General features: G+C 57.8%; 17 protein-coding genes, 3 tRNA genes and 1 riboswitch. Of the genes, 8 read left to right on the top strand and 12 right to left on the bottom strand.

Features of this window, described 5'->3' with window-relative positions; all coding sequences use genetic code 11:
* Positions 1-53: 53 nt before the first annotated feature.
* From ptsP to HMPREF1255_RS05885, 9 genes are all read right to left on the bottom strand, one after another.
* A complete protein-coding gene (gene ptsP / locus HMPREF1255_RS05925) occupies positions 54-2,438 on the bottom strand; it encodes a phosphoenolpyruvate--protein phosphotransferase (RefSeq protein WP_024111153.1) in 2,385 nt (794 codons plus the stop codon).
* Between the two features lie 10 nt (positions 2,439-2,448).
* On the bottom strand, positions 2,449-3,060 hold the full coding sequence (gene dhaL, locus HMPREF1255_RS05920) for a dihydroxyacetone kinase subunit DhaL (RefSeq protein ID WP_024111084.1): 612 nt from the start codon (positions 3,058-3,060) through the stop codon (positions 2,449-2,451).
* A gap of 10 nt (positions 3,061-3,070) precedes the next feature.
* Positions 3,071-4,057: a dihydroxyacetone kinase subunit DhaK gene (gene dhaK / locus HMPREF1255_RS05915; protein ID WP_016455048.1), complete on the bottom strand. Its 987-nt coding sequence runs from the start codon at positions 4,055-4,057 to the stop codon at positions 3,071-3,073.
* A gap of 233 nt (positions 4,058-4,290) precedes the next feature.
* On the bottom strand, positions 4,291-5,046 hold the full coding sequence (locus HMPREF1255_RS05910) for a trans-aconitate 2-methyltransferase (protein WP_016455049.1): 756 nt from the start codon (positions 5,044-5,046) through the stop codon (positions 4,291-4,293).
* The gene (locus HMPREF1255_RS05905) at positions 5,047-5,814 is read right to left on the bottom strand and encodes an ABC transporter ATP-binding protein (protein WP_016455050.1); all 768 of its coding nucleotides are present in this window, start codon (positions 5,812-5,814) and stop codon (positions 5,047-5,049) included. It lies immediately after the preceding gene.
* Positions 5,815-6,798: an ABC transporter substrate-binding protein gene (locus tag HMPREF1255_RS05900; protein WP_024111116.1), complete on the bottom strand. Its 984-nt coding sequence runs from the start codon at positions 6,796-6,798 to the stop codon at positions 5,815-5,817.
* Positions 6,799-6,830: 32 nt separating this feature from the next.
* A complete protein-coding gene (locus HMPREF1255_RS05895) occupies positions 6,831-7,817 on the bottom strand; it encodes an iron ABC transporter permease (RefSeq protein WP_197016984.1) in 987 nt (328 codons plus the stop codon).
* A 101-nt stretch (positions 7,818-7,918) separates the two neighbouring features.
* A riboswitch (cobalamin riboswitch) is annotated at positions 7,919-8,048 on the bottom strand.
* An 80-nt stretch (positions 8,049-8,128) separates the two neighbouring features.
* Complete coding sequence (gene argG, locus HMPREF1255_RS05890; RefSeq protein ID WP_016455053.1) at positions 8,129-9,547, bottom strand: argininosuccinate synthase; 1,419 nt, start codon at positions 9,545-9,547, stop codon at positions 8,129-8,131.
* Positions 9,548-9,872: 325 nt separating this feature from the next.
* Complete coding sequence (locus HMPREF1255_RS05885) at positions 9,873-10,853, bottom strand: NAD(P)H-quinone oxidoreductase (protein ID WP_036917255.1); 981 nt, start codon at positions 10,851-10,853, stop codon at positions 9,873-9,875.
* Between the two features lie 73 nt (positions 10,854-10,926).
* Between HMPREF1255_RS05885 and HMPREF1255_RS05880 the strand changes: the two genes are divergently transcribed.
* Positions 10,927-11,009: transfer RNA gene (locus HMPREF1255_RS05880), tRNA-Ser, on the top strand.
* A gap of 31 nt (positions 11,010-11,040) precedes the next feature.
* Positions 11,041-11,463 (top strand): hypothetical protein, encoded by a 423-nt coding sequence (locus tag HMPREF1255_RS05875; RefSeq protein WP_024111265.1) that lies wholly within the window; start codon positions 11,041-11,043, stop codon positions 11,461-11,463.
* 30 nt (positions 11,464-11,493) lie between these two features.
* Here the strand turns inward: HMPREF1255_RS05875 and HMPREF1255_RS05870 are convergent, their stop codons facing one another.
* The gene (locus tag HMPREF1255_RS05870) at positions 11,494-12,081 is read right to left on the bottom strand and encodes a LytR C-terminal domain-containing protein (RefSeq protein WP_016455056.1); all 588 of its coding nucleotides are present in this window, start codon (positions 12,079-12,081) and stop codon (positions 11,494-11,496) included.
* A 127-nt stretch (positions 12,082-12,208) separates the two neighbouring features.
* Here HMPREF1255_RS05870 and HMPREF1255_RS05865 point away from each other — a divergent pair, with 127 nt between their 5' ends.
* The 3 genes from HMPREF1255_RS05865 (at position 12,209) to HMPREF1255_RS05855 (ending at position 13,910) form a co-directional block, all read left to right on the top strand.
* Positions 12,209-13,534 (top strand): LCP family protein, encoded by a 1,326-nt coding sequence (locus HMPREF1255_RS05865; protein WP_016455057.1) that lies wholly within the window; start codon positions 12,209-12,211, stop codon positions 13,532-13,534.
* Between the two features lie 138 nt (positions 13,535-13,672).
* Positions 13,673-13,762 (top strand) — tRNA-Ser (locus tag HMPREF1255_RS05860).
* Between the two features lie 72 nt (positions 13,763-13,834).
* Positions 13,835-13,910: transfer RNA gene (locus tag HMPREF1255_RS05855), tRNA-Arg, on the top strand.
* A gap of 98 nt (positions 13,911-14,008) precedes the next feature.
* Here the strand turns inward: HMPREF1255_RS05855 and HMPREF1255_RS05850 are convergent.
* Positions 14,009-14,191, bottom strand: a complete 183-nt coding sequence (locus tag HMPREF1255_RS05850) for a hypothetical protein (protein ID WP_036917252.1) — start codon at positions 14,189-14,191, stop codon at positions 14,009-14,011.
* A 171-nt stretch (positions 14,192-14,362) separates the two neighbouring features.
* On the opposite strand from HMPREF1255_RS05850, the gene HMPREF1255_RS05845 reads away from it, so the two are divergent.
* Positions 14,363-14,791, top strand: coding sequence for a hypothetical protein (locus tag HMPREF1255_RS05845; RefSeq protein WP_155948496.1), 429 nt, complete (start codon positions 14,363-14,365; stop codon positions 14,789-14,791).
* A gap of 51 nt (positions 14,792-14,842) precedes the next feature.
* Positions 14,843-15,976: an InlB B-repeat-containing protein gene (locus tag HMPREF1255_RS05840; protein ID WP_024111235.1), complete on the top strand. Its 1,134-nt coding sequence runs from the start codon at positions 14,843-14,845 to the stop codon at positions 15,974-15,976.
* A gap of 236 nt (positions 15,977-16,212) precedes the next feature.
* Here the strand turns inward: HMPREF1255_RS05840 and HMPREF1255_RS05835 are convergent, their stop codons facing one another.
* Positions 16,213-17,070: a shikimate dehydrogenase gene (locus tag HMPREF1255_RS05835; RefSeq protein ID WP_024111164.1), complete on the bottom strand. Its 858-nt coding sequence runs from the start codon at positions 17,068-17,070 to the stop codon at positions 16,213-16,215.
* Positions 17,071-17,093: 23 nt separating this feature from the next.
* Between HMPREF1255_RS05835 and HMPREF1255_RS05830 the strand changes: the two genes are divergently transcribed.
* A complete protein-coding gene (locus HMPREF1255_RS05830) occupies positions 17,094-18,011 on the top strand; it encodes a 1,4-dihydroxy-2-naphthoyl-CoA synthase (protein WP_024111126.1) in 918 nt (305 codons plus the stop codon).
* Positions 18,012-18,069 lie beyond the last annotated feature (58 nt).

Below are 18,069 nucleotides of genomic sequence, written 5' to 3'. Positions count from 1 at the left end.
TTCGTGACAGATTACGGGGTGTCTAATCTAACAATTGTTCTTGTGGGTTCGGTCTAGGCCTGTAACGCAATCTCAGCTGCAGCCTTGGCTGCATCCGGAGCCGACGTCGCCAGTGCTAGCTGAGCGGCCTTCCGGCAAGACTCAAGGGAATACTTGGCTAGAGCCGTGCCCACCCTGCCGATCGCCTGGGGTGCCATCGATAGCGACGTGACGCCCAACCCAACCAGCACACCCGCCAGAAGCGGATCCGAGGCGGCCTCTCCGCACACACCCACGGACTTGCCTGTTCGTGAGCCAGCCTTGCCGATCATCGCGATTAGCTTCAACACTGCGGGCTGCCAAGGCGTGCCCAGATGAGCCAGCTCGCCGGAGTGTCGGTCGGCGGCCATGGTGTACTGCGTCAGGTCGTTGGTGCCGATTGAGACGAAATCCACCACCTCGAACAGCTCGTCGGCGCACAGCGCGGCAGCCGGCGTTTCGACCATCACGCCGACCGTCTTCAAGCCGTATGAACGAGCGAGCTTGGCGAATTCGTCAGCCTCCTCGACGGTGGCGATCATCGGCGCCATCACCCACGGAGAGTTGCCGGTCTGGGCGGCTGCATTCGCGATCGCCCTCAACTGATCTTCAAGAATCTGCGGCGAACGCCAAGATGTGCGGTAGCCGCGCACGCCCAAAGCGGGGTTCTCCTCGCCAGGAATCGTGACGAAGGGCAGCGGCTTGTCGGAGCCCGCGTCAAGCGTACGAATGACCACCTTCTTGTCCTCGAAACCGCGAAGAACCTGCGCGTATTGGGCCTCCTGCTCGGAGACGCCAGGGGCGTCCGAGCGGTTTAGGAAACAAAATTCCGTCCTGAACAGTCCGGAGCCCTCAGCGTTGTTAGCCAACGCCACTGGCACGTCCTGCGGCCAGCCGATGTTTGCGGCAAGAGTGATAGGGATGCCGTCCGCGGTGGCGCCGGGGCCGGAAAAATCTACAGAAGCGGACGTCTCGGGCGCTGTGCGGGCGCCTTCGGCTTGTTCATCGGTTGGCTCAACCACCAGATCGCCCGTCGAGCCGTCGATGAGGACACGCTGGCCGTCGTGTAGCTCGGCGTAGCCACTGTTCATGACGGCAGGAATGCCGAGAGCGCGAGCAAGAATGGCGGTGTGGGAGGTTGGCCCGCACTCGCCTAGGACAAGGCCTAGGCAGGTTTTCGGGTCGATCTGCGCGGCGTCGGCGGGTGCTAAATCGCGTGCCACCAGGATGAACGGCTTGTCGCTTGTCGGAATTCCGGCTAGCTCCCGTCCCTCCAAACGGGCGACTACGCGCGCCCGGATATCGCGGACGTCACAGGCCCGCTCTGCGAGCTTGCCGCCAGCAGAATCGAAGCGAATGACGACCTCACTGAACGCGTCCCAGACCGCTTGCTCGGCGGTCGCGCCGGAATCGTTGATCAGTTGGGACACGCGAGATCGGACGGCACCGTCACAGACCAACTGGGCGGTTGCCTGCAGGATGTCCTTAGCGGTGGGGTCGGCGGTTTTCGCCTGCTGATTCAGCTGCTCGGCGGTCTGTTCGAGCGAGTCCAACGCCCTCTGCAGCTCGCCCTGGCGTTGGGCTTCGGGAACTTTTTCCCCTTGGGCGGGCGGCTTGTTCGTGACTGCCATCGTCGCGACTGGGCCGACAACCCTTCCTGCGCTGATGCCGGCAGTCTGGGGAGCGTTGGTTTCACTTTCGGACGCAGGCTCGGCGACCTCTCCGAAACCGGATGCTAAAAGTTCGCGCACCCGCTCGACGTCGGCGGCCGCGTCCTCTCCGAAACCCTCGATGGAGATCTCGTCGCCGCCCACTGTGCCGAGCCCGGCAATGGATAGCGGGCTATCCGTGTCGGCGCTGCGTCCCGTGGCGGTGGAGATTTTGATGTAGGAACCCAGATCGTTGACGAGCCTAGCCAGCGCGGCGGCGGGCCGCGCGTGCAGACCCATCAGATTTATTAGCTTCACGCTAGTGCGTGCGTCGGCCTCCTCTGCCTTCTCCGCCGGTTTTTGCTCCGCAGGTTCATCGGCCAACTGCTCGATCTTGCCGTTGAGCGCGGAGCGGGCGGCGGAAACAACCTCGTCCAGACTCTTGCCACCCGAAGCAGCCACCGCTGCGGCGAGCAGGCCCTCAACGAACGGTGCAGCCACCACCCGAACCTCGACGTCGAAAACGAACTCGCACGCCATTTCGGCGGAGAGCACCGCCGAACCTATATCGGAAATTATCACCACGCCCTCGCCGGAATCGGCGGCCCCGATGGATTCGGCGACGGCCATGGCGTCCGTGCCGAACTCGCCGGAGGCAGTGCCGGCTGCCAACTGAATATTCGGCGGGTTCTGGCCCGTCATCTGCAAAGCCAGTTCCTTGGCTGCCTCGGCCAGCTTCGGCGAATGCGAAACGGCGACAATTCCGATCATGGTTCCTCGCTTATGCGGAAGCTAGGGCCGAGACGAGCATCGTGGCGGACGCCGAGCCCGGGTCGATAGTTCCTGCGGAACGCTCGCCCAGGTACGACGCGCGACCCTTGTGCGCAACCATCGGCTCGGTGGCGTCGCGGCCGGCTTGCGCGGCCTCCTTTGCCTTCTTCAGCGCAGAATCTAGGTCGCTTCCGGCATCTAGCGCTTCGGCCGCGGGGAACAAGGCGTCGAGCATGGTCTTGTCGCCCGCCTGCGCCTTACCTCTGGCCACCACGCCCTCGACGCCGGCACGGAATGCCTTAGCGAAACCTGCCAGGTCGAGTTCTTCGGCGTTGCCCCCGGCCGCACCGAAACGCAGGAAAAACGTTCCGTAAAGCGGCCCGGAAGCGCCACCCACGCTAGAGACCAGACCCATCCCAACCGTTTTGCCGAATTCCGCGTAGGTCTTCGGCTCGGCGGCCTCCAGTTTCTCGAGCGCTGCCTTAGTGCCCCTCGCCATGTTGGAGCCGTGATCGCCGTCACCGATTTTTGCGTCCAGATCGGTCAAGTGTTCGCGATTCTTTCCGATCTCCTCGGTGAAGGCCTTGAAAGCAGATACTAGATTTTCAACGCTAAATGCCATCAGATTCTCCTTAACGAACCAGCCCCGGGGTTCTCACCGGTGCGTCCCAGTAGGCCAGCATGTCCTCGTCGGCCCTTAGCAAAGTCAGCGAGCAGCCGGCCATGTCCAGTGACGTGATGTAGTCGCCAACCAGGCTGCGCTCGATCTTCACGCTGCGGGCCTCGAGCGCCTGCTCCATTTCGCCGTAGAGCAAGTAAAGCTCCATCAGCGGGGTGGCGCCCATGCCGTTAACCATCGCTATGACCGGGCCAGAAGTGAAATCGAGATCGTCGCAGATCGCGTCGACGACGGTCTTAGAGATCTCCTTGGCCGACGCCATCTTGACGCGCTCTCGGCCGGGCTCGCCGTGAATACCCACGCCCATTTCGATCTCGTCCTCTGGCAGATCGAACATCGGGTGTCCGACGCTCGGCACGGTGCAGCTGGTCAGCGCGACACCGAACGAACGGCCGTTGGCGACGACGTCCTCGGCCAGCTTCTTAAGCTCCTCCAGTGACTTGCCCTCCTCAGCGGCGGCGCCCACGATCTTCTCCACCAGCACCGTTAGGCCGACGCCTCGGCGTCCTGCCGTGAACGACGAATCCTCAACCGCCACGTCATCGTTGATGACGACGGACTCCACATTGATGTCCTCCATCGCGGCCAGTTCGCCGGCCATCTCGAAGTTCATGACGTCGCCGGTGTAGTTCTTGATGAGCAGCAGCACGCCCTCGCCGGAATCGACGTTCTTGATTGCCTCGGCAACCTGGTCGGGAGTGGGGGAGGTGAAAACTTCGCCGCAGACCGCAGCGTCCAACATGCCCTTGCCGACGAACCCGCCGTGCAGCGGCTCGTGGCCGGAACCGCCACCTGAGACGATGGCAACCTTGCCCTGCTTCTTCTCAGCTCGGTAAACGATGTGGTGTTCCAGGTCTATCTTCAGCTCGGGATGAGCCAGGGCCATCCCCTTCAGAGATTCAGCGACCACAGCGTCCGGATCGTTGATAAATTTCTTCATTTTTCAACCCCTAACTCGGGCAACACTGCCCGTTATTGATCGTATGACCTACGGTATCGGCAAACTCCGACAAAAATGGCCGATTAGGAGCCAAATACGACCGTGGTCTTGGAACTTTTTTACAATTTTGCGCGGGCACAAAAACCGCCCCCGAACTTGCAAAAAAACAGCTCGGGGGCGGCCTTGTCTAGCCACGATTGGCGAGGCGTGAAAACTGCAGCGGGCAGCAAAAATTAGGCGCTGATGCGGCCAAAGATGATGCGGTCGTCAAACCACTGGTAGATCTGTGCGGTCTCCACAAAGCCAGCGGCTTGCAGCGCGCTTAGATGGAAATCCACATTAACCTTGATTGACGGCCTATCGTCGGCCCAGCGCTCGTGCCACAGCTTTGCCTCTTCTTGCCAGTCAGGCATTTCTAGGGCAGTCTTCCACCAGGCATCCCAGGTTAGTGCGCCTTCTGCAAGGAATTCGTTTTGGAAACTATTGCGGATGTCTTCTGCAGTTTTGCGCAGATAAGGCTGAGTGACGGCATCGTAAAACAGATGGTCGCAGTTCATGAATACTGCACCCGGGTTCATCATTTTCCCAAGGCGCAGATAGAGGGCTGCTAGCTGATCGGGATTCAGCCAGTGCAGTGCCGTTGCGCTGATCACACCGTCAAAATCCGTGCCCACCGAGTCAGGCAGATTCGGGGAAGCAATATCTTCGTCGATGAACTGCATCTTGTCGAACTTATTGGTTTCGCGGCCCAACCGCAGCAGCACTGGGTCTCGGTCTACCGCGACGACACTCGAATCGGGAATCGCCTGCATGACAGCAGTGCCCAGGCTGCCTGGCCCGCAAGCCAAGTCCAGCACCTTGATAGGTGCGCCCTTTTCAGCACGAACGTTGCGCAGCACATCGATCATGGTGCGGGTGCGCAGGTCACGGAATTCGATGAATGCTTTCTGCTGGTCGTGCCAGGCTGCTAGTAGTTCTTCGGGACCCACTTAATTTTGCCCTTCTCTTCGAGAAAAAATGAGGTGCGGTAGGCCATAGTGCGTTATGACGTCGACATCGATGCTGTAGACGGGGGTAATTATTTCTTTAGTCAAGACTTCACATGGGGGTCCGCTTGCCACGATCTTCCCATCGCACAGCATCAAAATCTCGTCACAGCACTGCGCGGCCAGATTTAGGTCGTGCAACACGATGATCGTCGTGCAGTCCAGCGATTTCACTAGGTCGAGTAGCTCGAACTGGTAGTGCAAATCCAGGTGGTTGGTTGGCTCGTCTAAGAGAAGATAGTCGGATTTCTGAGCGATTGCTCGCGCAATGGCGACGCGTTGGCGCTCGCCTCCAGAAAGTTGCGTCACCATTCGCTGACTCAACTCGGTGATCGAAACCCTAGAAAGCGCCCTGGCCACGATTTCTTGATCGGCGTTATTGCCGTAGCTCGGCAGCGACGAGCCAGCCAGTCGGCCAAGCATTACGTAGTCGTAAACCGAAAGCGCGAGCGTATCCTCGCGCTCTTGGGCCACCACCGAAATTTTTTCGGCGATCTGGCGACGCTTCATTTTCGCGATGTCGTCGCCGTCCACCTCGACGCGACCACCGGCAAGTTCCAGCGCGCGAAACAGCGAAAACAACATGCTGGACTTGCCCGAGCCGTTTGGCCCGACAATGCCGAGCACCTTGCCTGCCGAGGCGCTCAGGTTGACGCCATCGACGACCACCCGATCGCCCCGACAGACACGGATATCAGTTGCTTTAAGCATTTATTTTTGCAGCCTGTTGGCCAGTTCGACGGCGCCGTCAACCGAAAGGGTGGATGGCGGATCGGTCAGAGCGAATGGCAGGAACACTACCTGACCTTCTTGACTTGCTTTCAGGTCTTCTGAACCCGGGAAACTGGCGAACGTGTTTAACGCTTCATTTTCGTCGGGATTCAGTGACAAGACGACAATGTAATCAGGATTTTTGGCAAGTAGATCCTCCATTGAAATTGGGAATACCCTCTTCGGGCCATCGGCGTAAGCGTTTTCGATGCCATTAGCTTCGAAGATCGGCTGCACCATCGAAGATGAATTGAAAGCCGATAACTTATCTGACCCTGGCGTAACGAAGACAGCGACGGCCTTAGCCCCTTTAACTTCCGAGGAAGGTTTGATTTTTTGGATCTGGGCTTCAGAATTTTTCTTAACTTCCTCAGCCTTTTTCTCTACTTGGAATATCTTTCCCATCTTTTCGATTTCGTTATCTACAAGGCCAAAATCTGCGTGATCTAGCTTGTAATTGGGGCAGTAGGAATCTGGTGAATAGAGCGGGACACCTGCTTCTGCCAAGGCCTTTCTGTCGACAGCTTTGTCGTAGCCAATAACCAGATCGACGTTCATGTCCAGGACGGTTTCAGTTGCTACCGTAGAACCACCGGTACCGAGTTTCCCGGACTCAGCTGATTCGATCTTATCCAGCTTTTTCTTAAGCTCTGGGCGAACGTTTTTAATGCGGTCATCACCAGCGCGGAAAACTACTTTATCTAGCACGCCTAGCTCATCGAGGATCGATGAGTTGACGTCTGAGATCATTAACACGCGCTCGGGAGCCTTGTCTAAGGTCAGGGTTTCGTCGCAGCTTTTGACCTGGATTTTTTCGGGTGCCGACGAACTTTCTGCAGCTTTCTTGTCTGCGGCTGACTGTCCGCAAGAAGCTAGCGGGACGGCTAAGGCCAATGCGGCCAGTGCACAAACGAACTTCTTCATTCGTTTACTCCTTTTCTTTTTGTTGTCGCTGGTTACTTCATTCGCCTAACCAGCAAGACGATGAATGGCACGCCAACCATGCCGGTGATTACCCCGATCGGCATTTCAATCGGGGCGAAAGCTATGCGCGCGAACGTGTCGGCGATAACCAAGAAGAATGCTCCCGCAAGGGCGCAGCCAAGCGTCAAAACTCTGTGCGAAGAGCCGACGATCGAGCGCATCACGTGCGGAATAATTAGGCCGACGAAACCTATCGCGCCCGATGATGCCACAGCGATGCCGATTACGGCAGAGACGGGAATCAGGATCGCCAGCCTCGCCTTGGTTGGCTCGATGCCAACCGATTGGGCCGTGCGATCTCCGCTGGACAGGGCGTCGAGAACTGGGCCGAAAAGCGCCACGACAACTGAGAAAATGAGGGCCGTAACAATCAGTGGAACCGCCTGCGACCAGTTAGCGCGGGCAAGCGAGCCAAGCATCCAGAACATGACGGCTTGAGTTGCCTCCGGCGTGCCCGAAGAGAAGATGATGAAGTTGGTTAGAGCCTGGAAGCCGAAGTTGGCCGCTAGGCCGGCGAGAATCAATCGCAGAGACGATCCGGAATTTCCCGTCACCAGAAGCAGAAACAGCGTTGCCGCCAGCGCGCCCGCGAATGCGGCCAAGCCAACCGACCAAGAAGCGATAGACCCGAACAGAATTATCATTGCAGCAGCGCCCGTCGAGGCACCCGAGCTGACGCCTAACACGTACGGTTCGGCCAGGGGGTTGCGCACCACAGCCTGCATCACGGCACCTGCAATGCCCAGGATCGCACCAATAGCCAAGCCCGAGATGATTCTAGGTAGACGGGTCTTCCAGACGATTGCATCCACGTTCTGGCTCCACGTGATGTCGACGTCCAGACTTGGGATGTGACTTTTGATGACGCCGATGACGTCGCCGACGGACACGGCGGCCGGGCCAATAGCGATCGTAACCAATGGCAAAACGAGGACTGCAGCCAGCAAAGCGAAGAGAATCAGCCGTTGGCGGCGCCTCGTCTTGCCGTAAAGCTCGAGTGTCTTTGCGGTGGCTGTATCGCTCACGAATCTTCTTTCTGTTCAAGCCGTCTTGCGCGGCGTACAAAAATATTCGACAGCCCAGGTTTTCGGACTTGTTCGCTAAGCGACTTCACCGTTGCGCGACAGTTCTGGATACAAACCAGAATTCCCCTGTGGCTAACTACATAGAACCTATCAGCAATATGTGAAAATGGACATCCGTATTAAAAATTGCAAAGAAAATCCCGCAGGCATTAGGCGTCTGCGGGATTTTCTTAGTTTATGTGCCGTTAGTCGTGGCCAGAGTCCATCGCGGCGCGGTCGAGAACCTCGCCCTCGGTGGAATCGATGCCGCGGTTCGCGATCTCGCCTGCGCGTCCAGGCTGCAGCTCGCCGAGCAGATCCTGAGTCGCGCCAGCGGTGATCTGACCCTGCGAAGCGTAGGTTTCCAGCTTGCTGCGCGAATCCGCGATGTCCAGGTTGCGCATGGTGAGCTGGCCGATGCGGTCCGTCGGGCCGAAGGCGGCGTCCTCAACGCGTTCCATCGACAGACGATCCGGGTGATAGCTGAAACCCGGGCCGCGGGTGTCCATGATGGAGTAGTCCCAGCCGCGCCGCAGCCTGATGACCACCTCGCCGGTGACGACTGCAGCAACCCAGCGGGCGATGGAATCGCGCGTCATCAGCGACTGCGGATCCATCCAGCGGCCCTCGTAAAGCTTGCGCCCGAGCTTCTGGCCCTCAGCGTGGTAGTTGGCCAGCGTGTCCTCGTTGTGAATCGCATTAATCAGGCGCTCGTAGGCGATCCACAGCAGCGCCATGCCCGGTGCCTCGTAGATGCCGCGGCTCTTCGCCTCGATGATGCGGTTCTCGATCTGGTCGCTCATGCCCAGGCCATGGCGGCCGCCGATCTCGTTTGCCTTAAGCACCAGGTCAACGCGCGAATCGAAGTGCTCGCCGTTGATGGCAACAGGGAAGCCCTCGACAAACTCGATGGTGACGTCCTCGGTGTCGATCTGGACGTCCGGATCCCAGAATTTGACGCCCATGATCGGTTCGACGTCCTCCAGGGATGCATCCAGCAGCTCGAGGGTCTTGGCCTCGTGGGTCGCGCCCCAAATGTTTGCGTCGGTGGAGTAGGCCTTCTCCTTCGAGTCGCGGTAGGGCAGATCGCGCTTGGTCAGCCAAACGCTCATCTCGTCGCGGCCGCCAAGCTCGGAGACGAAGTCCTCGTCCAGCCAAGGCTTGTAGATGCGCAGCTGCGGGTTAGCGAGTAGGCCGTAGCGGTAGAAACGCTCGATGTCGTTGCCTTTGTAGGTGGAGCCGTCGCCCCAAATGTTTACGTCGTCTTCGGCCATGGCGCGAACCAGCAGCGTTCCGGTGACTGCGCGGCCGATTGGAGTGGTGTTGAAGTACGGGCGGCCGGCGCTGGTGACGTTGAACGCGCCACACTGCAGAGCCATCAGGCCCTGATCGACCAGCGATTCCTTGCAGTCGACCAGGCGCGAAAGCTCGGCGCCGTACTGCAGGGCACGGCCGGGAACCGACTCGATATCTGGCTCGTCGTACTGGCCGATGTCTGCAGTGTAAGTGCAGGGAATTGCGCCCTTTTCACGCATCCAAGCCACTGCTACCGACGTATCGAGGCCACCTGAGAAGGCGATGCCAACGCGCTCGCCTGCGGGCAAAGAAGTTAATACTTTAGACACGCCCGCTAGCTTAACGCGCTAAAGTAATAATTTCCACATTGACCGAATAAACTTTCGATAGTTGCGATAGTGACCAACTCGCCTCGAACGGGGGAGTGCTGATTCGCCGCTTATATAGATGTGGAATTTAATCTCGCAAGTGCGTGACAAAATGTGGTCGCTAAGGCATAAAATTCGGCAGCAGGATGAAATTCGTCTCTCCAGCAAGGGGAAACGCGTTTAGATTGCAAACTTACTAATCCAGCAGCCACGTCTTGTCGCGGTGTGACTAGATGAAAACCGGCCGACGCCCAAACGGACGCCGGCCGGCAACTAATAGAAATAATTATCGAGGCTGGTCGACTGCCAAAACGATCTTGCCCATCAACTGGCCAGAGTCGAGCATCTCGTGAGCCTCAGCCGCATTCTCCATCGGGAAAACGGTAATATCAGGCAACGAGAGAGTCTCATCCTCGTAAAGCGGCCAAATCTTTTCGCGAACAGCCTGGGCGATTTCTGACTTCTGCTCAGTCGGACGGAACCGCAAGCTCGTCGCCGTGATGGTGCCGCGCTTGTTGAGCAGCTTGCCGATGTTTAGCTCACCCTTGACGCCCTTCTGCATGCCGATGATCACCATGCGCCCATCCTGAGCCAGGCAATCGACATTCGGCTGCAGATATTTAGCGCCAATGATGTCCAGGATCACGTCCACGCCCTTGCCGTCGGTCGCGTTCTTGACGCGCTCGGGCCAGTCCGTGTTGTAGTCGATGACGACGTCTGCGCCCAACTCGCGGCAGTAGTCCAGCTTCGCTTCGGACGCCGTCGTGATGACGCGCACGCCCATGTACTTTGCGTACTGGATTGCGAACGCGCCGATGCCGCCTGCGCCGCCGTGCACCAAGAACGTCTCGCCTTTGCGCAGGTGGACGCGCTCCAAGTTGCTCAGCACAGTGGCGGCAACCTCGATCAGGGCCGCAGACTCGACAAGCTCGACGTTGTCCGGCGGTGGAATCAGCTGGCCGGCCGGCGCAACGAAATATTCCGCGTAGGCGCCGCCCGAAAGCAGCGCGACAACCGGGTTACCCGGCGCAAAATTGTCTACGCCCTCACCGACGGACTCGACGACGCCGGAAGCCTCCAAACCCAGCACGTTCGTGACGCCCTTCGGCGGAGGATAGTAACCGCGGCGCTGCAGTGAATCGGCACGGTTGATGCCTGCAGCCACCGTCTTAACTAGCACTTCACCAGGGCCTGGTTTGGGGGTGGCCACCTCCGTCCACTGCAGAGTTTCAGGTCCACCCTCTTGGGTCTGTGTAATTGCATGCATACATCTAGCGTGCCATCCCTTGGAAACTTTGCGTGCGCTAACATAAGATTTACTCGCAACAATCTGTTGTGCTGGCGAGGTCGCATAGTGGACTAGTGCAGCCGCCTTGAAAGCGGCCGAGCGAAAGCTCCGTGGGTTCGAATCCCACCCTCGCCGCGATTCATCCTTAGGCGGACTAGGAGCATTAATGCCCGAAAAATCCACGAAATACGTGTTCGCCCAGCGGCTACCGATCTGGACGTACGCTCTTGCTGGCCTGCTCACCGTGGGTGGCGTGTTGGCTCTGGTCCTTGGCAACTCCGCAGTGTGGACGGTGCTCGGCATCGTCGGAATTGCCCTCGCCGTTCTCCTGTTGTTTCTCCTGATTCTCATCGCCCGCAAGATCCGCCTCGAGGTGACGCTCGACGAACGCGGGTTCGTTGTCAATAACAGCGGCGATATTCGTAAAGGCGGTTGGGACGAGGTGACGAGCGTCTCGTCCACCCCAGATTTCAGCCGAATCGTGATTCGTTGCGGCGCCATCAAGCGCACCTACATCTCCGCTCCTCGCGGCGAATGGAAGACCCTCATGACGGAGCTAGTCGAAGACCTCCGCGGCAGGCTAAATTAGCGGCTTGGCCTGGCGTTTTGTGCGGAATGCCTATCCGATCAGGTAAACAGCAATGTCGGTGTCCCCGATTAGGTAGTTGCCATCTTCGGCGTTCACAACAGCGTCGATTCCAGCAGCTCGGGCGGCCTCTTTGGCTGCTTCCTCGAATTCTTTAGTGCGGTAAATCACCGTCGAGGTTTCCAGCCCTTCCGCGGTTGAATTGTTGGCGATCGGATTGACGAAACCTGCCCGCTGGAGCTTCTCTGCGGTCTCTTTTGCCCATCCGTGACGGCTAGAAGCGTTCAAAACCCAAACTCGAATGTTCGATTTATCGAGAGAGCTATCGGCTGCTTCTTCAGGCGTCGACGTGGCGGATTGGCTTGGCTTAGCGATTGTTGACGGGTTAGCGCTCGGCGTAGCAACAGTTTCGGACGGCGTCGGGGTTGGCGCGCTGGAAGGTGTTGTGTCAGGGCCTTTCGTGTAGCTAACCCAACCCCAGGCAAGTAGCGCGCCCAGCAGCGCGGAGATGAGAACTGCCAGCACCGTGTGCCAGCGTTTGTGAGGACGTCGCTGCGTGCGAACCAGCTGGACTTTTTCCGTCTTGCTGGATTCTTCGGGTAGATATCCTCGTTTGCTCATGCGCTAACAGTAGCCGTTGGCGGCAATACTTATTACAACAGCCACGCCATTGCGCACCCATTTCGAGCCGAGTGAATGGTTGACGTTACATTTACATATTGTTGAATTACTATATAAAGTTTCACCCGTGGGGTTACCAAAAAGAGGGCTAGTAGACGATACAGCAAGCAGGCAGAGCGCTGACCGGCACCCGATACGCAGGTGGCTGCTCAGGATTTTGCTGTGCGTCGTTGCTTTCGTGCTCTCGTTCGCGGTTACCGCTGCTGCGCTGATTTACAGCGACCTTTCTGGACGGGTAAACAACTTCGAAGCCCCGGCGATGGCGGGGCGAACACCCCCAGATTCGTATGACGGGCTACCCATCAATGTGCTCATCATTGGTTCGGATACCCGCGCTGGGCAGCAGAACATTGAGGGATCGGTTGAAGGCGACACCTCGGCTCGTTCAGACACGACCATGGTTGCCCACATTTCAGCGGACCGTAAGAGCGTCAATGTGGTTTCCATTCCCCGCGATCTGATCGTGGACATTCCCTCTTGTGAGCGTAAGGATGGAAGTGTCTCTCAGCCTCAGCGCGCTCAGTTTAACTGGGCCTTTTCTATTGGCGGTGAAGGCGGCGATCTGTCTTCGGCAGTTTATTGCACCTGGAAGACAGTAGAAGAGATGTCGGGAATCCGCATCGACGAATCCGTGGTCGTCGATTTCAATGGGTTTGCCGCGATGATTGACGCGTTGGGCGGCATCAACATGTACGTTCCGTACGCGGTGCACGACTACGAGTATTCCAAACTTTTCCTTGACCCCGGCTGCCAGCATTTCGATGGTGAGAAGGCCCTAGCATATGCCCGAGTTCGTCACGGCGTTGAGGGGTCGGACGGCTCGGACCTTCGTCGTATTGAACGCCAGCAGGCCGTGATGAGTGTGATGTTGCACACTGCGTTGAATAAAAACATTCTCACCTCTGTCAGCGAGCTCTACAGGTTCGTTGGTAACGGGTTGTCATCCCTGACCATCTCGGAGGGGCTGTCTTCTGTTGCTCAGCTCGTTGGACTGGGATGGTCGCTTCAGTCCATTAACCCAGAGAACCTTCGCTTCGTTACGCTGCCAGTTGCACCTGCTCCAGAAGACATCAACCGTGTCGTGCTGGATGGCAATGGGGCCGACGATATTTGGGAATCGTTCAAGAATGATTCTCCGCTTCCCCCAGGCACAGAGGTGCGAGACGGCAACGGCAGTGTTTACGAGATTCCGGACCTTTCAGTCCAGCCGATTCAGCCTAGCGATTCTCCGGCCGCAGAGAGCACTGAGGGCACTGAGCCCGCAGCTGAAGCGCCCGTCGAGCCTGCCCCTACCGAAACCGAGGCTGAAACCGCCCCAGGTCTTCAGAATGGCGAATTGACGCCGGCGGAACTTGCTCGGTTGCAGCGAGAATGCGAGTTAAGCGGCAGGTAGCCTCAGATCTTTGGCAAAGGTTAGGCGCCAGATATTTCTGCCTGGTTTTGCTCTTGCTCTAAGTTGCCATTATTCTAGGTTGGACGTCGCTGACGTAGGGTTTCGGCTTTGAGCCTTATAGGTTCTGAATCGAAGCTTGGAGGTGTCGCCTAGTCGGCCTATGGCGCCCGCCTGCTAAGCGGGTTTGGGGCATAAACCCCATCGCGGGTTCGAATCCCGCCACCTCCGCGGCCGTTGACGGAATCCCGATTTGGGTTTTTCGGCTAAACGGTATTAAAGTAATTTCTCGCATTGAGAGATGCGCCCGTGGCTCAACGGATAGAGCACCTGACTACGGATCAGGAGGTTGGGGGTTCGAATCCCTCCGGGCGCGCCAGTTGCTAAAGGCTCCGGTTAGTCGGGGGCCTTTTTTATTGCTCAAATTGGGGTTAATACCCAAGATGTGCGTATGGGGTCTGCGTGTCGTGGCTTGTTTTATCGTTTGGCCCAACCTTTGCGGATGTGTAGCGAGCCGTCTTGGTAGGCCGGGTCGTGGTTGTTGGCGGCTGGCAGCGGCTTGGGTTGGCTGGTGTTATGGCGGTGATTAGCCAGCCAGGCGATAGGGTCTGCCGGGTCGATAGATTTGTGGTTTAACAGCCATTCGACCGCTGTTTTCATATGGGGCTCGGATAGGCCTCGATGCGCGTTAAGTAGGCGTTGGATCGCGGCGTTGACCTCGCCCTCAAGGCGGCTAGCGGTGGCTTTAATATCAAGCCCAGTGAATTTCGGGTTTAATACCCAAGAAATGTTAAAATTTTCCTAAGAATATCCGCCTACTTGGAGGGAATTGTGAGGGAAAGTACGAAAAGGGTGATCAGCCTCTTGATCGCCCCGTTGGTGTTTTTGGGGACGATGGCCACTGCCGTGATGGCTCCCCAAAGCGCTAGCGCACATGGGCAGGTAAGAATCGAAATTTTACCGGAGATTTTCATAAACGAGCAGACGAAAGCCTTCTTCGATTCGCCGCAGGAATCTATCGGGGCAGACCGTACGCTTAACGTTTATGGCGGAGCGCCGCCGGCTAAGGTTCTTGAGACCTGGAAGAATATTGCTTTCCAGGTTCACGACGGCGACGGGAACCTGGTTGAGACGACCAAGGGAACCGTCGGGGATCGTGTTCGATGGAGCGGGGCAAAGTATTTAGGCCCATACCCGCAGGGCAAGACTTACACCGTAAAGGTGGACAATTCGACTGTTCCAGAGGGTTACCATTCCTAGTTTACCGCTTTAGCTTCAAACTATACACCTGACCAAACTCCAACCGACGTGATGACCGTAGGCTCTGACAACTATTCGGCTACTAACCCGAAGGAAAACGTAAACTCTATAGCTGAAACGCGTTTTCACCTTGATATAGCCAGCGTCGCCTACGCGAAGAACGCGGACGTGGCCAAGGATCTTTTCGTGGTTGAAAACGACAAGGTCACCGGGATAAATACCAAGTACACCGAAGGCACTGACTACATTATAAAGGCAGTTGCTAAAGACGGAACGGTGCCTCAGCCGGCTCAGGAGGAAGTGGCGAAGCTTACCGATGAGGGCTACATGCCGGTGAACTTCTACTTCATGTACAAAGATCAGAAGTCTTCGCTTCAGAACATCCGCGCAAACAAAGGCAACTTTTCGTACCTCAAGTGGTGGGAAGGAGACGATGGGGTCAACACTTTTAAAAAGTTCAAGTCTTCCAGCGTTTTCGTCACCACTTTGAACCAGCGTGTTCCAGAGGTTAAGTTCTACAAGGCCGCTAGGGGGGGCGCTGAGCCCGAGATGCTGGCGCCGATGCAGGTTTATTACGGGCATTCGGCAGCACAAAACTGCCTGAGCGATGGCACGACCTGTCTGCCAAAGGAGCTTCCTGCCGCACCGGCCAAAGCGGGGTACGCGTTTAAGGAATGGAACACCAAGGCTGACGGCTCTGGCGATGTCTTCGACGCTGACACGGTGGTTAAGGGAGATCTGGCGGTATATGCGATTTATGTCCTCAATACCCCACCCGTGCTTGAGGTGAAGGACGCAACGATTACCGCCGGCGAACAGCTGGATCTGCGCTCACTGATAACCAAGGCAGCTGATGAGCAGGACGGAGCAAACCTGGCCGATAAAGTCGTCATAGAGCAAGGAAATTTCGATAGCTCTAAGGCGGGGGCCTTCGAGGTTAAGTACACGCTCACCGACTCTAACGGGGAAAGCGTAACCGCGATCGCAAAGATTACGGTTAAGGAGGCGGCGGAGACAAAGCCAACGAATACGACAAAACCGGCTAAGCAGAAAAAGACCACCGTCAAGAAGAGCAAGCGCAACTTGCCGGAGACCGGTTCTGCTGGAGCCGGGTTGTTGGGGGCTGTGCTTGCCTGTGGGCTAGCCGGTGTCGCTATCTCAAGGCGTGCGAAAAGAAACCGCTAGCCAAGATATATCCGCTTGATATCAACTAAATATGGGGTTGGACGCTTCGTTCTGCGACGTCCAACCCCATATTTGTCTTAGAAATCTTCGGGTTCTTTTTGCAATCGGGGTTTAAGAATTTTGGCCATTAACCCCAAAGTTTTCTCTTTTGTGAATGCTTCAGAGGTGGCATGGGCGACCACGTTTTATCACGCGATTCTTGGGTATAAGTGAATCTCTGTCGAACCTGACGGGCACTATTCCTTGCTTTCCAGAGCTTTGTAGCCGGCGTCGAGCAGCGGCCTGGGGTCTGTGCGTTGGCCCGTCATCAACTCGATCTGGTCTAGCGCCTGGAAGACGAGCAGGTCCATGCCTGAGAGCGTATTCTTGCCTGCTGCCTGGCCGGCCTGCTCTAGGTTCGAGGGGTAGAAGTTGTAGGTCAGTTCAAAGACGTTTTTCGCGGGCGCGACGAGCAGCGCGGCGGCTTCCGCGTCCAGGTTCACTGGCACGGAGTTGACGAGCAGATCGACGGGCTCGGGGCTGGGGGAATCGAAGTCGACGAACGCCAGCTCGATTCCATAGAGGCCTGCGAGCTCGCCCAGGCTCCTTTCCGCGCGTTCGCGGCTGCGGGCGTTGACCTGAACTGATCCCACGCCCAGCCTATGAAAAGCTGCGAGGCTGCTGCGCGCGGTAGCGCCGTTGCCGATCAGTTGGGCGGTCTCGACTCGCTCGACGCCTCGGGCCCCGAGCGCCGAAACCAGCCCGGTGACGTCGGTGTTGTAGACGCGGTTTGGCGAGCCAAAAATCAATGTATTGCCCGCATTTAGGGCCTGCGCTAGCAGATCCACCACGCCGTGGGAAAGCAGTCCGGGTTTGTTGGGAGCAGTGACGCTGAGCCCAACCCAGCGGGCGCCGTCATGATTCTGTGCTTCCAGGTCGGCGATAAAATCGTCTAGCTCGTGCTCGTCGACGTCGAACGCGTCGTAGCGGAAGTCGCGCAGCCCCAGCTGAGCGTATGCCGTGCGGTGTAAAAGTGGCGATAGCGAATGCGCGATCGGATGACCGATCACCGCGCAACGATTGACTTGGCCTTGCCCGGACGCGAAATTTGTCATACCTGCACGCTAGCGTTGTCTGCATGACCCAGACCAATAGCAGCCCGAATAATCCGTTCCACCCAGAGAGGTGGGAGGAAGTTCCTGGCTTCGATTTCACCGACATCACATATCACCGCGCTAAAGACGTGCCTGCCGTGCGCATCGCGTTCGACCGTCCCGAGGTCCGCAACGCGTTTCGTCCGCACACCGTCGACGAGCTGATCACGGCGCTGGAACACGCCCGCTGCAGCGCAGACATCGGCGTTGTGCTGCTCACCGGCAATGGCCCCAGTCCCAAGGACGGCGGTTGGGCGTTTTGCTCCGGTGGCGACCAGCGGGTGCGCGGAAAGTCGGGCTATCAATACGGCGAGAAGGAGCAGCTGACTCCGCAGGAGCGCGCCAAGGCCGGGCGCCTGCATATTCTGGAGGCCCAGCGCATCATCAGATTCATGCCGAAAGTCGTCATCGCCCTGGTCAACGGCTGGGCTGCCGGCGGAGGGCACTCGTTGCACGTAGTCGCTGACATGACGCTCGCCTCTAAGGAGCACGGCTTGTTCAAACAGACCGACGCGGACGTTGCCAGCTTCGATGGTGGCTTCGGTAGCGCATATTTGGCCCGTCAGGTGGGCCAGAAGTTTGCCCGCGAAATCTTCTTCCTCGGCGACACCTACACCGCCGAGGATGCCTGCCGCATGGGCATGGTTAACAAGGTTGTTCCGCACGCAGATCTCGAAGAAGAAGCCCTGGACTGGGCTAAGAAGATCTGCGACAAGTCACCCACGGCCATCAGGATGCTTAAGTACGGCTTTAACCTGCTCGACGACGGCCTGGTCGGCCAGCAACTATTCGCCGGCGAGGCCACCAGGCTGGCATACGGAACTGACGAAGCCGTCGAGGGCCGCGACTCGTTCCTCGAAAAACGCGATCCGGATTGGAGCGCTTACCCCTACTACTACTGATTAATTGGGCTTTTGAGGGCTTAAAAAATCGGGCTAGCCGGCGGCGTGGCCGATAAAA

It is taken from the genome of Propionimicrobium sp. BV2F7, from assembly GCF_000510445.1.
Classification (GTDB): domain Bacteria; phylum Actinomycetota; class Actinomycetes; order Propionibacteriales; family Propionibacteriaceae; genus Propionimicrobium; species Propionimicrobium lymphophilum.
The sequence above is the reverse complement of the archived record's forward strand: the minus strand, read 5'-3'. Positions and strand labels throughout refer to the sequence as shown.